Raw genomic sequence first — 12,776 nt, 5'->3', positions numbered from 1 at the left:
GCATCACGGTTTCTCGCTGCTGAAATGCATGTTGCGCCTGATGCTGACGAAAACCCTTGAATTCCAGGCTGTCCCGCTCTGTCCCGTCTAGTTGACGCAACACGGACGCTCGCGGCGCTTCTTGATTTGTTCGCGTGAGCGCTCTCCCGCCGCCCCTCACCGGCGGGCGATTGGCGCTTTAGCTAAACCGACTGTTGAGAGATCGTCCGAACGCAATCTTGGGCGCTGACGAGCAAGTTCATCAGGTCGTCCCTATCAAAAGCATTGTCGGCCGGCCGCTTCCGAGTGTTTTCCGGTAGAGACCTCTTCGACTTATGTGAGGACAGCGAGCAGCCCGGCCAACGTCGTCGGCACGCTTGTGGCGAGTTCGTGCCTGACTTCGGCTTCTCGATCGCCGAACGTTTCTTCCTTCTCCGGATCGGGATCGAGTGTCCCCGGCACCAGGTCGCGAATTGCTGCCGAGTAGTCTGCACTCGCTTTCTTTATGAGCCTCGATAGCGTCGATGATCGGGTCTGCCGCCGCTTTCGACGAATAGGATGTTCCGCCGGGCAACATGACGCCGCGAGCCCACAGATCAAAAAACTTGGGTCGCCGAACAGGACCCAATAGATCGACTGGCCATGGGCATGTAAGAATTTCGCAGCGTGGTGAAATTCTTCCGTGTCCTCATCTTCGTCTCTAAAACTAGGCCCCCGGACATGCCGACGAAAGTAGGCCGCAGCGCGATCTGCACTCAAGGTCCAGCCCGGCCGGATATGGCGTGTTCGGAGCACGTCGACAACTTGCTCCATACGCTCCAAGACCGCCTTGTGATCGGTCGCAATCTCCGACGTCCTCGGCGCCGACTCCTGCGGTGCGGCAACGGCTGGCGCTGCGGCGATGGCTGCTGACGAGACGAGCATATTCATGAAGAGCCTCCTGCTCAGAGTTGGTGATCCAGTCCCGTTCAACGAGTCTCCGAACATGCTTCCGAGTTCGGTGCACTCCCCGATGGGCTGGGATGCGCCGCGCTGGCTGGTTAGAATCACGATCTGACCGCACGATTGATCGGCGCCTTTGGCGCCTCCCTTGCGCCTCTGAGCGGCCTTAGGATTCTGCACAATAAGCGCCTGCGCTTTCTGTCCCCACTCGGGGAATTCACGACAACAAACGATCCCTCTCCGTCCCAAGGCCGCGACGCCTCTTCCCGTCTGGAGTGTTCCTGCCGTTGATGGTCGCCGCCAGGGAGAAGCCAGCTTCGAGGCGGGCCATAAACCCGTCTGGATTCTTCAAACCCATTGCACCCTCTCCTAAGCGCAGAATTGCGCTGCAGAAGTGCGCGCCTGAGTCGGGGCGACAGAGTGACCGGGTTGCTTTCGCGGCTCTGGTCAGCTTGAATGCAAAGACTATAAAGGCTCAGCCGGGTGGCGGAAAAACCGACAGACAAGGCAGTTCAGGTATTATACGAAGTCGTACTTGAAATGCTTCAAGAGACGGGCGCTGTTATTCGCGCCATGAATTCTTTGGCGAAAGACTCCGCGCTGTCGATCGACACTCGCAAAGAAATATTGTCCCAAATTGAAAAGTATGATCTTCCCCCGAAAACGTAGACGGGTTTAGGCGGCTTTTAGCTCCATCTCGATCGGGGCGATATACCCGAGGGCGGAATAGAGCCTGGTTCGGTTGTAGAAGCCCTCGATGAAGGCGAAGATATCGCGCTGGGCCTCGGCGCGGGTCTTGTAATCGCGATGATGGACGAGCTCGGTCTTCAAGGTATGGAAGAAGCTTTCCATCCAGCCCAGTGTCTTTCTAGGTCGGGCGTTGAGGGCCGCCGCTACAGCGGATATCTCGTCGGCGCTGTGGATGCTCAGGTCTGTGCCTTTCGGAAAGTACTGCCGCAGCAACCCGTTGGTGTTCTCGTTAGTGCCGCGCTGCCAAGGGCTTTGCGGGTCGAAGAAGTAGACTTGGATGCCCGCATCGATCTTGAGGCGGTCTGCTGAGCCATTTCGGCTCCTTGATCCCAAGTCAGCGTGCGACGTAGTTCTTCGGGCAAAGTGATGATGGTGCGCGAGATCGCGTCACGCACGGCCTCCGCCCCGTGTCCCGCAAGCCAGGTCCGTTCTTCTTGCGCGGAGCTTCCGCCATGCCCCGCTAATCGGGGAAGGTGCAATAGCATTGTGAAGCGCGTCGTGCGTTCGACCAACGTGCCGATCGCCGAGCTGCCAAGACCGAGAATGAGGTCTCCCTCCCAATGTCCCGGCGCTGCTCGATCGGCCGCTTCAGCGGGGCGGTCACTGATCATGATCGCCGGCGAGACGAAGTTCTTGCCTCGCCTGCGTACTCGCGCCCTGGGCACGCGCAACACGCGCCCGGTTCGCAAGCAGGCCGTCAGCTCGCTGCGTAGTACACCGCGGCCCTGTACGAAGAGAGCCTGATAGATGGCTTCGTGGCTGATGCGCATCGTCTTGTCGTCCGGGAAGTCGATCGGCAAGCGTCGGGCAATCTGCTCAGGGCTCCATGCTTTGGCCCATCGTCGATCCTTTCGCCGGCACATGCCGGCGGCCGTTCCACCGAACGGCGGGGCCCCGGAATATAAGCTCCGCTCGGGGCTACAACGCCGCCGGCAAGTCTCTCCGCCACATAAGTGCGCAAGGTTGCGTTGAGCGCAAGCTTGGTCGACTTGGGCCGGCGGGCAGATCGGTCTGCATGCCATTGGGCAGTTGTGGCCCGATAATCCAACCCGCCGCCGCGGGTGGCCGCGTTCCGCCGCAATTCACGGGAGACCGTCGAAGCAGCCCGTCCCAAGCGGCGCCTAATCTCCCGTATGGAACGGCCCTGCACCTTTAGAAGGGCGATTTCCTCGCGTTCAGCCAATGAAAGGTAGCGCCCGGAGAGAGGTTTGGCCGAAGATCTGAACATCGCTGGTGGCATGCCGCCTGCCTTTCGGAACAATCTGCTTCCGACAGGTTGCGATAAGCCGGCCTCAAGTGCAGCATCTTCGCTGCTCTGCCCCGTGGCAATCGCCTTCCAAAATCTATTCTGTTCATCGCGTCCGGCCACAGACGGCCGGCCTGGCAATGGCGCTCGCGCCTGACCGCGCCGAACGTCGAATTACAACTTTCATCGCAACCTCCAACTTCACGGTGTTGCGACGACCGTTTAAATCCGCCTTGCACACCGCGATCGGAGTGGTGGATCAATCCGGCCTGCGGCCGTTGCTGCTGGATGGCCATCGCCAGTGCCGCGGATGCGAGTTCGACCTGCATATGATCGCGCATGGCCGAGCCGACGATCTTCCGGCTGAAGAGATCCATGACGGCCGCCAGATACAACGAACCCTCAGCGGTCGGGATGTAGGTGATATCGGCGAGCCAGACCCGGTTCGGGGCTGCGGCGGTGAAGTCGCGTGCGATCAGGTTCGGCGCGATCGGCAGATTCTGACGACACTGTGGTGCGGACCCGACGTGGCGGCGCCATGATCGCCCGAATGCCATGCCGCCGCATCAACCGTTCGATCCGGCCGCGGCTGGCACCACGTCCCTGCGTCCGCAGGAGAGCATGGACCCGGGGACTGCCGTAGCGCTCGCCGCTCTCGCGATGGACCTGCTGGATCTCGGCCAGCAGCGCAGAATTGGAGGTTGCGCGGGTGCTCTCCGGGCGTTCGCGCCAAGCGTAATAGCCGGCCGTCCGCGTGATGATCCCAGTCTCACACCGGGAGCAGTGCGGGCGCGGCGCGCTAGCGAAAGTCTCACAGGCATCCCACCCGAACCGGTTGCACTCACGCGGCGCCCCTAGAAGAGCGCGTATGCGTGCAGCGATTTTCCGGGCCTCCTTCGGCCCGAGATTGGGTTTCACGCAACGAGTATGTCCACCATTGCCTGAGCCTCGGCGGCATTAGATGTGGCGGCTTCGCGGTCTAATGGGCTCAGAGACTGATCGGCCGCGCGGGCCTGATTGGCTGCAAGCACCGCAAGCGCTTGCGACCGCAGGGACGTGATGTGCCGCTCGAATATGTGCATCCGTTGGCCCGTACTGCTCTATGGGTTTGCGCCACAAACTTCGGTGGCCAGCCCGTCCTCGAAGACTGAGGCTGGCCACCTTTGCTCCCGAGAGGCTCAAATTCTCAAGGGGTGCGATCAAGGAGTATCGTGAGACCTACCGGAAAGCACCTACCAGCACCGGTGGGTTGCCGCATCCCCGCGTGCCTCTCATAGTAAAACCCTCGACCTGCGACTGTTCGAGCTGGCTCTTCATAGCAGTAACCGCCGTGCCTAGGACCGAAGTGGTAGCGGCAATCCAAGCATTCACGGACTACGTCCCGTGGGCCAAGCCATACACCGGAAGACACGTACGGGCCACAGCGAACTGAAGAACAGCTGGCCGATTGGCGATCCCAGGTTGAAGTTATCGGCTCAAAAATGGACGCGGTGGCGGATTGCTCTCTCTCGACCTTATCCGAGTTCGAGGCGCTCAGGCGCTCAGGCGCGAGATGGGGACAGATTTTCCCGCAACGCCACCCGCTTTACTTAACCGTGTAGCGGACGCATTTGGGAACGTTAGCGGCCACGTGACTCGGCGCTTTGAAGTGGACCGATAAAGCGCTGTCCCTGCCACGTGCCGCTAACTTATCAGCTTCAAGCGGGGGCAAGAAGCTGACAGGGGTGTATTCTCAGGACGAATGCCCTAGAGCAACTACCAAAACAAGGCGGTGACTTGGCGATCAGTCTCAGGTGGCAGGCCTTGCGGGCGAGACTCGGCGCTGTTCGGTTGCGTTGGATCAGACGCTGTCCCTGCCCCGCCCGCACTACCATTTGAAGTTAGCGGGAACATGACTCGGCGCTGACCGTTCTGGTGCATTGCGCTGTCCCTGCCACTCGCCACTAACTTCAAAGGCGTTTTACGCGGACTATCTTTCCGAAAGCTGACAAGACGGGCGGCTATAGATGGCCGTCACGCTGCGGGCCTGCTCAGAATCTCACGTAATATGTTTTGTGAACAAACCATGGATTTGTCAAAACACTGTTGCTAACCGCTGGTATTGAGCCGATGACCGGATCGGGCTGGAGGTAACGCCCCAAGGGATGGCATCGGCAGCTGGCTGATCTGCCGGTTGGAGTCGTTGTTGGGCATTGGTCTTCCCGCGCGGCCCCTACCCAACCGTTGCCAATACTTTCAGCCCATAGACGGCCGAGGCTGCGCCGCCCCCTATGGCGCGCAAGCCGAACGACACATGATGGTAGCCGTCCGTTCCCGCCTTCTGGGTCGCGAGGCCAGAGGCTGGGATGCGGTACATCGCTCCTTGAGGATTGACGTCCCAGTTATCTCCGACCGCGCCGTCAAAGAAGATCGCGAAACCGCACGCGCCCGCATTTGTAGAGTTTTGTCACTGTCCCGGTGATTTTAGCGTCAATGACCTCATCGGCCAAAGCGACGAACTCAGCCTTGAAGACTGTCTTCTCAGTGTAGGCGCCCGCTCCGGTGTCCGTGGACACTCCGTCTATCGCACCCGTGACGTCCCGGCAGCCGCGGTTGAACCACGAGGCAACGAGCGGTTTGCGCCGCTGTGTCCGCAAATGCTGGGCCAGTGATGACGCGCGCCATGCCGACCAGCGACCGCGTACCATCGCCGCTCTTGATCTCGGTGCCTTTGTTGCCGGCCCGCGTCGATGTCGCGTGAGCGGTCGTTGACGCTTCAAGCGTCATCGTGCCGGAATTCATATAAGCGCAAATGAGATAAGTCGTGCCCGGCATCAGGCCGGTTGCCGCAAGCGAAACGCCCGCCTCTGGAACGATCTGCGGAGCGCCTGCGATCGTTAGAAGATTTCCATTCCAAGGCGCCAGCACCAGGTTTCCGCCGGACAGTGTCAATCGGCACTGTCCATAGGTCTGCGGCACGCCGAGATTGTCCCTCGCCGTTGCTGCGTTCGCTACTTCCGATAGGTTGTTGTCGCCGGTCATAACGCGGCGCCATGAGCCCCCATGTGCCTGCGACGCAAACGCGCACATATGTTTCGCCGGGAGATTAACACGCGTGGCCAATGCTTGATGTATGTGCTTGCTCCGAACGCTTCTACCGTCAGATACCAGAAGTCACTTGCGGCCGGGGTGTTTGTTCCGGTCGAGTCCGATGAATAATAAGTGCCGGGAGCAACAACGGCATTGAAATCTTGCGACGCGCCTAACTGGACGGTTTGTTTGATACCGAGATTGCTGCGCGCCGTCGCCGCTGTTGCAGTTAGTTCAGACAGGTTGTTCGCGCTCGTCAGATCGCCGGCCCCGAACTGACCGGCAACATTGAAATCCCAATCTACCAGCGTGCCACTGCCGCTGATCTTGTCGACATTGATGGCGATAAACGCACCATCATAGCAGGTCGCAACGCCTTCCGCCCACTTGGTTGTATCGCCATTCGACGTCGCCCGAACGCGCGCGCCGATCTGATAGGCCAGACCGGCCTGGCTGGCGAGATCCTTACTCCCCGTGCCGATCGTGCGTGGCGAGGTCGACGTTCCGCCATAGCCCTTTGCCGGCGCACCGCTCTGAAAGTGCCGTCAATGTAAAATCCTTGCTGCTCTATGGGAGCCATTTGCCATCGATTTTCCACCTGACTTTGCCGGTGGATGGTTGGAAGGCAATCCAGCCGCGTTCGTCCGGTGGCGGGCCCAACGATTCATGCCACCGATGAATGATCCGCGTGCTGATGCCGCTTGCGGCAACGTAGTCTCGCCCGGCGATATCACGCTGAGTTTCCAACACGGTGATGGCGTGTCCCTCAAGTTTTGCCGGTGCGGTGGCAATGCCGATCGTATCTTTTGCTCGTCCGCCTCGGTATTGCTGCGGCACGGACTAAAGCCGCGCGGAAACTCAAATGCTCGCCATGGCTCCAGGTGCTCGCTACCGGCCTCCAGTGACGTAATCCGAAAACCGGACGGGCCATGCTGTTCCGAAATTCCCGCGACCGACACCTCGAATGGACTCGCCGCGCCCATTGCGTCCATCCGGTCGTTCAGCTCCATTAGCGTTGGACCAACCGTCTGCTTAAACTCGGCAAACCCGCCTGCGGTCATCGTCGATAGAGCGAGCCCGACCGCCTGGAAACGACGAACGCCTCCGCTCGAACCGTCGCCGCAGCCCGAAACTGAGGGAGCAAGATCGCCCTGTTGCAGATCGCGGTAATCGTTTGATCTGCCGTATTCCAGACTAGCGCGTCTGAAACGAGATGCGCACCGTCTGAGGCGACGATGAGGTTAGCTGCCGACATTATCAAATTCCTTGAATTGAAAGTTGACTGTCCGTGCGGCGCTCACATGGAACGAACCGCCAATGGCGATGCCCGCGCCGATAACCGTGCCGGCTATGGCTGGGAGGGCAAGCGCGCTCGCAATTGCACCGCCCAACGGACGAGCAACGCCGCTACCGCGACAAGCGCAACCAGCCCAATAGCCTGCTTCGCGCCGCCGTTGCCTCCCGACGTCGCCAATCACGACGCAGCACCGCCTCGCCGTTCATCTCAAGGATGGTCGGCAAACCTTTCTTGAACTGCCAGCCATACTTGCGGCCACGCGTAGCCCAATCAGAGCGGCGCAGGAAGGCTGTCACGGTCTCGCGCGGCAGCGGCGTCTCGCGCGCGACCTCGGCGCGTGGCATCACGACATGCAGAACTGGGCGGGTGTCGACGACGTTATTGCTGGTCGTCATGTCCGACTCTTCTTTCGGAGTTGCGCCTGCAGTTCGAGCACGACCTCCATCGGTTCACAGTCGCAGCCTCAATCGTGGCTGACGATCTAGCGGACTGGCGGCAAACTTGCTGCGGCCCAGCGCAGCAGCCAGGGCGTTCTTTAGGTTGCTCAGTTCGTACGGGTCGTGCGGGCCGCGCTGCAGTTCTATACCCCTCCGGAATAGCACCACTGCTCAGGCGTGATGTGCACACGATGCACAAGCGCCGTTTCGGCGTCGGTGATTTCGCCCGAAACTTCTGCCCGGCGCATTCGGAGGTGGGGCGCAGCATCCTCCGGATCCCCAAGGAGACACGGAACTCCAGCAGAGGCGGTGACTTCGGCTGCTCGGCGAACCTCTTGTCTAGATCGTCAGCTTCCTTTCGGAGGCCGGAAAGAAGGGCGCTGAGTTCAGCCTGTTTGGCAAAGAGCGCCGCGTATCCGGGCTCGAGTCCAGAAGCGTCGGGAGGACAAATGCGTCGGCGGGTTTCTTTTTCAAAATTGCCATTAAAATAGATCCTTCATGAGATTTGCAAAAACCTCACCCTTGACGAGGCCAGCGATGCTATACGGGGCCTGTTGATGCGACGCGAGTGCGCCGGGCAACACGAAACGTGTTACACTGTCTTCCGGCCTATGTGCTGAAAGCTCGCGCCAGCCATGCACGAACTCGAAACGATGGCCGCGAATGTCGTCGACGGCTTCGGGCGCCCGGCCGACGGCGATCTCGGATTTCAAATCCAGAAATTCGAGCGCGGAATGCTGTCGGGTGCATCGGTCGACAAGACCGCGCCGCCTGGCGTCATGGCGGAATAGGCGCGTGCGTGCTCCGCCGCCTCGTGCAATTTCGGAGCCGACATCAGCGTGGCAAGCAGGGGGCCGGCGTCGCGTTGAGCAAGTTCTGGTGCGTAGCCAGGACCACCGAGTGGTAGCAGATCGGCTTCTTGCAGCCGCCGAGCGACGCTATAGCCGCGCGATCGGCGAAAGCCAATGGTTCGCTCGATGCGTCGAGCACGCTATCTAGCGTGGCCAATTGGCCATCCTCCATAAATGTCAAGTTGCGAATGTTGGTGGAAATAATAAGCCGATTGGCGGCTTCACGGCTCAAGAGGTGGCGACGCCGGTTGGGTGGCCGGCGCGCCAAAGTTTTGCACGTCACGTCGAGATAAGCACATCCCTACATGTCAATACGGTCCCACCGGCGCGCGGGGACGCGTGTCCAGAAAGAAAGTTGGCGGTTAGTTCAGAATGTCACACCAAGGCGGTGTGCATCAAGCCAAACTACCGTGCATATCGTATCGACGTCCGCGCTTGGAACGCGCAGGCCGAAGGCTGCGGGCACGAAAGGCGCGTTAGGAGTCTGGACGACCGCCGAGGACGCGGTGAGGTGGCGGACCTTGCAGCGCAGCGGGCTACCATCAATCAAGATCTGTCCGGTGCAAACGTTGCTTTTCCGCTCGCTCACCACGTCTCGCCGCTCCCCAATATAGCGCTATGGGGGTATTGATCGGCGATTTCCGTCCAAAATTGGGCCGGACCGTGGTGATGCTACGCCGCGAGCCTTTCCTCCATGGCCGATAGCGTAGCCAGTGCAGCATCCTGCGCGGCGACCGCCCGTTCGGCCTGCTTTCGGAAGGCCCCGGCGGTCGGCGGCAATCTCGCGTGCTGTCAAACGGTCTAAGCTGGCTTCCAACACTTCGCGATGCTCTCCCAGGGCAGCAGCAACGTGCGGCGCGTCCATCGCCGCGACAAGCGCGTATTCATGGCCGCTCGCAGGGCCAACGAATGAGCGCGGCGTCGCGGTCGCATTGCGGTGCTGACGATAACCCATGAACTCGGCGCCCGGGGCAACCCCATCCTGGACAAGGCTCAGTAAAGGTGCAAGGCCAGCATTACTCCGAGCTGCGATGAACGACGCGCGAGAGCCATACCCGCGCGGTCTATTTCGAGTCGACGATTGTCGTTGCAGAATGCCATCGTAGCGGCCCAGCGCGCGGCTCGCGTGCGGGTATAGTCCTCGCCCAACGGCTGCGAAGGCTGTTGCACGTCTGGGGCCAGGCGGCGCAGCGTGCGCGTTAACCCCTGGGAGTTGCGGGATTGCAAGCTCACGCGCTGCGAACCGACGCCCATGGCGATCCCAAGGCTTGCGCTGCCTCGCTCAGATGCCGGTTGATGGCCTCAGCGCGTGGCATGCCGCCGGTCATGGAGCTGATCAGCAGCGGCGGGCGCATGGTCTTGCCCAGCAGCGAGGCGCGCAGGTCGATTTGCGTCAGGTCCACCCGGGCAATGCGCAGTGCTCCCAGCCGGCTGCGACCGTGGCCGGGGCCACTCGCCGATCCAGCACTCCTTGCGCCGGCCCAGGGCGGTGTCGCTCCTGCTCGCTCCATCCCATCGGGCGACGGCGTTGCGTCGGATCGGACCGCGGCAGCGCGCACGCCGCCGCCTCCCGCGCGTTCAGGCCGGCGCATGCTGGCCTCCCCCCGCAGGGTCGCTGCGGTAGCGGCTGGCCGAGGTCTGGTAGTACTGCGCGCGGATGGCCGCCATGGCCTCGATCAACGGTCCCCACGGCGCCGGAAAGCGTTCTTCCGCCATCACCCGGTGCAGCATGCGCGTATAGCCGGCCAGCTCGTCGTTGAGGAACTCTACCACAGGCATAGCTGGATAGCGCTGCAGCAGCAGGATCGCCGCGTTGTCGGCCTCGCCGGCCCACCTGTCCTTGTCGCGTCCATGCAGATCGTTCTGCAGGCGCCCTATCGCGGAGATGAGCCGCAGGACCTGGCGAAAGGCCGGACGCGCGCGCAAGGTCGCCATGTCCAGCCCCCACAGCAACGACAGGCAACAGAACACGTTCGCGTAGGCGATCGAATCGATGCCGTTGTGCAGGTACTCGGCGTAGGACCAGCGTTCCGCCCCTGCCGCCTGCGCGTGTCCGGCGCGCAGCGCCGCGCAGTAGCACCGGGTATCCTCGAGAAGCTGAGCATAGTCGCGACGATCGTAGGCGAGCGCGGCCAGGGAGGCACGCAGCACAGCGCAGCCCTCGAATCCGGGGAGCGCGCACGGCTCGCCCTGCCCCAGCGCCTGTTCCACCGCGGCGACCTGCTCCGGCGCGATCAGGCCAAGGTCGTTGCAATCGTCGAGCCAGAACAGCAGCGCCAGTTCGCGATAGAACGCCACGATCAGCGTTTCGTCCTGCGGATCGCGACCGGTGCGGGCGCTGGTGTCGCGCAGGCTCGGGTGGATGCGCTGCAGGATGTACTGGCCGCCCCTGACCGCTTCCACGGCATGATCGTCGGCGAACCCGGTCAGGGAACGCCCCCACTCCAGCACCTGCTGCAGCGCGCGTTCGGTCTGGATCACGGCGCCGCTCCTGCTCCCTCGGCCAGGACGCGCCGCCCCCAACGATGCGCCAGCCACAACCCGGCGAGTTCGGCCACGCGCACGACCCGAGTGGGGCAATACAGTTCCTTGCCGATCCACAGCGGCGTCTGCGGCAATGCATGCGCCGCATGGCGGGCGAGCATCCACTCCAGCGCACGCGCCACCACCTGCGCGATGCGCCGGCGCTCTGTCGCCTCTTCGCTCCAGTCCATCACGTGTAACGCGAACAGCGCATAAGCGGTTTCCTCGAACGTGGACGCGCGACCGGCGCCCCAGCCGCCGTCGTCACGCTGCGCCTGCAGCAGCGCCGACAGCGCACGCTCGTCGCGCCACTGGGGCTTGCCTTGCGCCAGCGCAGCGACCGCATGCGCGGTGGGATACAGCCACGAAACGTGCCATTTTTCGTTGTCCCATAGACCGTGCGGGTTGCGATTGGCCTCGACGTACGCGCTGGTGCCCGCGGCGGGCTTTCCCAAGAGTCGCAACGCATGCAGGGCATGGATGTTGGTCGACACCGAGGCATTGCGCTCGCCGGGGAAGGTGACGAACAGCTCGCCGATTTCGAAACTGCGCAACGCATCGACCGCCGGGGCGCGGCCTGCAAGGTGAAGGACGCACAACGCAACGGCGGTGTCGTCCGCATCGGCCGCGAAGTGCAAGGCGGGGCCCAGGCCGCGCACGCCCAGACGGGCGTCGAGCTGCGCGACGATCACGCGGACCGCCTCGGCGAGCGCGGGATGCGCGAACAGCCCGGCCAGATGCAGGATGTACAGCGACCAACATGGCTCGAACACATTGATCGGCCAGACGTTGGGGACGACACCTTCGATGCCGCTGCGCGTCGCCCGTGATGCCATCTCCAGATACGCGTCGACGCGCCATATCTGCGGCGTGCGCCCCCGTGTCATGGCATGCGCACGCCAGGCGGCAGTGGCCGCCGGACTGATGCCGATGCTGCCGTCGTCATCCGGGCATGCGGTGGTCGGCGACGTCCCCCAGGCTTCCCAGGAGTGCAGCAACGGATGGCCGCTCGGCAACATCGCCACCGCCCCTAGCTTGACCAGGCGCGCTTGACGCAACGGCAACAGCGCTGGATGGCGCGGAAGCGCTAAGCCACCCAGCAAGGATGCGGCCTCACCGCAAAATTGTGGCAGGATCAGCTCCGCGCCGATGGGCGCGTCTTCCGGCACCGCATGCGCGTAGGGATCGGGTTGGCGCTGGAGGAACCGCGTTGCAGCTTGGACCGCGTCGGCAGCACCAGGAACAGGATCACGCTGCAATGCCAGTAACGCAGCCCACGTGGGCGCATGGCGGAACAGCGGGAAGTCCGCGCTTCCCCATCCGCCGTCGGCCTGTTGCTGCGCGATGAGCCACGCGTATGCGTCCTGCCGACCGGCGACGTTGCCGTGGAAGCGCAGCGCTTGCGCCGTGTCGTAGACAGACGGACCGACGCTGCCGCCATCGCTCATTTCGCTCAGCAGGCCGCGCAAGTCGGAAAGGATCTGTTCGGACAGCGCGTTCACGCGGGATGTTCCTTTTGCACACGGTCGACGAGAACCAAAATTGGGCAGACGCCGCGCATGCCGCCGCAGGCCCGTCGCATAGGCAGCGCCGGACGGCCACCGTGCTTCGGCGCGGCGACCCGATGCTGGCGCCGGTCCGCCGCATAGGCTTGCGCACAGTGCGCCGCGGCAGGCAACCGC

8 protein-coding genes and 3 pseudogenes are annotated in these 12,776 nt (G+C 62.5%); 1 reads left to right on the top strand and 10 read right to left on the bottom strand.

Annotated elements, in window-relative coordinates:
- Positions 1-312: 312 nt before the first annotated feature.
- The 6 genes and pseudogenes from GGD62_RS20840 to GGD62_RS20810 form a co-directional block, all read right to left on the bottom strand.
- Complete coding sequence (locus GGD62_RS20840; RefSeq protein WP_183709937.1) at positions 313-909, bottom strand: hypothetical protein; 597 nt, start codon at positions 907-909, stop codon at positions 313-315.
- Positions 910-1,596: 687 nt separating this feature from the next.
- Positions 1,597-2,911 (bottom strand): annotated as a pseudogene (locus GGD62_RS20830) (IS30 family transposase).
- A gap of 239 nt (positions 2,912-3,150) precedes the next feature.
- Positions 3,151-3,664: pseudogene (locus GGD62_RS40600) on the bottom strand (IS3 family transposase); the annotation flags it as partial.
- Positions 3,665-5,437: 1,773 nt separating this feature from the next.
- Positions 5,438-5,938 carry a hypothetical protein gene (locus GGD62_RS20820; protein ID WP_183709933.1) on the bottom strand — a complete coding sequence of 167 codons (501 nt, stop codon included), beginning with the start codon at positions 5,936-5,938 and terminating at the stop codon, positions 5,438-5,440.
- A gap of 615 nt (positions 5,939-6,553) precedes the next feature.
- Entirely contained in the window at positions 6,554-6,823 is a 270-nt protein-coding gene (locus tag GGD62_RS20815; RefSeq protein WP_183709931.1) for a hypothetical protein, read from the bottom strand.
- A gap of 570 nt (positions 6,824-7,393) precedes the next feature.
- Positions 7,394-7,678, bottom strand: a complete 285-nt coding sequence (locus tag GGD62_RS20810; protein WP_183709929.1) for a hypothetical protein — start codon at positions 7,676-7,678, stop codon at positions 7,394-7,396.
- 677 nt (positions 7,679-8,355) lie between these two features.
- Here GGD62_RS20810 and GGD62_RS20805 point away from each other — a divergent pair.
- On the top strand, positions 8,356-8,511 hold the full coding sequence (locus GGD62_RS20805) for a hypothetical protein (RefSeq protein WP_183709927.1): 156 nt from the start codon (positions 8,356-8,358) through the stop codon (positions 8,509-8,511).
- 43 nt (positions 8,512-8,554) lie between these two features.
- Here GGD62_RS20805 and GGD62_RS20800 read toward each other — a convergent pair whose 3' ends face one another.
- The 4 genes and pseudogenes from GGD62_RS20800 to GGD62_RS20785 form a co-directional block, all read right to left on the bottom strand.
- Positions 8,555-8,803 (bottom strand): hypothetical protein, encoded by a 249-nt coding sequence (locus tag GGD62_RS20800; RefSeq protein WP_179734497.1) that lies wholly within the window; start codon positions 8,801-8,803, stop codon positions 8,555-8,557.
- A gap of 935 nt (positions 8,804-9,738) precedes the next feature.
- Positions 9,739-10,163, bottom strand: a pseudogene (locus tag GGD62_RS20795) (type 2 isopentenyl-diphosphate Delta-isomerase); the annotation flags it as partial.
- On the bottom strand, positions 10,150-11,052 hold the full coding sequence (locus GGD62_RS20790; protein WP_179734499.1) for a terpene synthase family protein: 903 nt from the start codon (positions 11,050-11,052) through the stop codon (positions 10,150-10,152). The pseudogene GGD62_RS20795 and the gene GGD62_RS20790, both read right to left, overlap by 14 nt.
- Complete coding sequence (locus GGD62_RS20785; RefSeq protein WP_183709925.1) at positions 11,049-12,596, bottom strand: hypothetical protein; 1,548 nt, start codon at positions 12,594-12,596, stop codon at positions 11,049-11,051. The genes GGD62_RS20790 and GGD62_RS20785 overlap by 4 nt, the downstream gene beginning before the upstream one ends.
- Positions 12,597-12,776 lie beyond the last annotated feature (180 nt).

It is taken from the genome of Bradyrhizobium sp. ERR14, assembly GCF_014198235.1.
Taxonomy (GTDB): domain Bacteria; phylum Pseudomonadota; class Alphaproteobacteria; order Rhizobiales; family Xanthobacteraceae; genus Bradyrhizobium.
The sequence above is the reverse complement of the archived record's forward strand: the minus strand, read 5'-3'. Positions and strand labels throughout refer to the sequence as shown.

What these genes read in the sequence shown, in the direction of transcription:
- GGD62_RS20840 (WP_183709937.1), bottom strand. Translation starts at nt 909, where the DNA reads ATGAATATGCTCGTCTCGTCAGCAGCCATCGCCGCAGCGCCAGCCGTT.
- GGD62_RS20820 (WP_183709933.1), bottom strand. Translation starts at nt 5,938, where the DNA reads ATGACCGGCGACAACAACCTATCGGAAGTAGCGAACGCAGCAACGGCG.
- GGD62_RS20810 (WP_183709929.1), bottom strand. Translation starts at nt 7,678, where the DNA reads ATGACGACCAGCAATAACGTCGTCGACACCCGCCCAGTTCTGCATGTC.
- GGD62_RS20805 (WP_183709927.1), top strand. Translation starts at nt 8,356, where the DNA reads ATGCACGAACTCGAAACGATGGCCGCGAATGTCGTCGACGGCTTCGGG.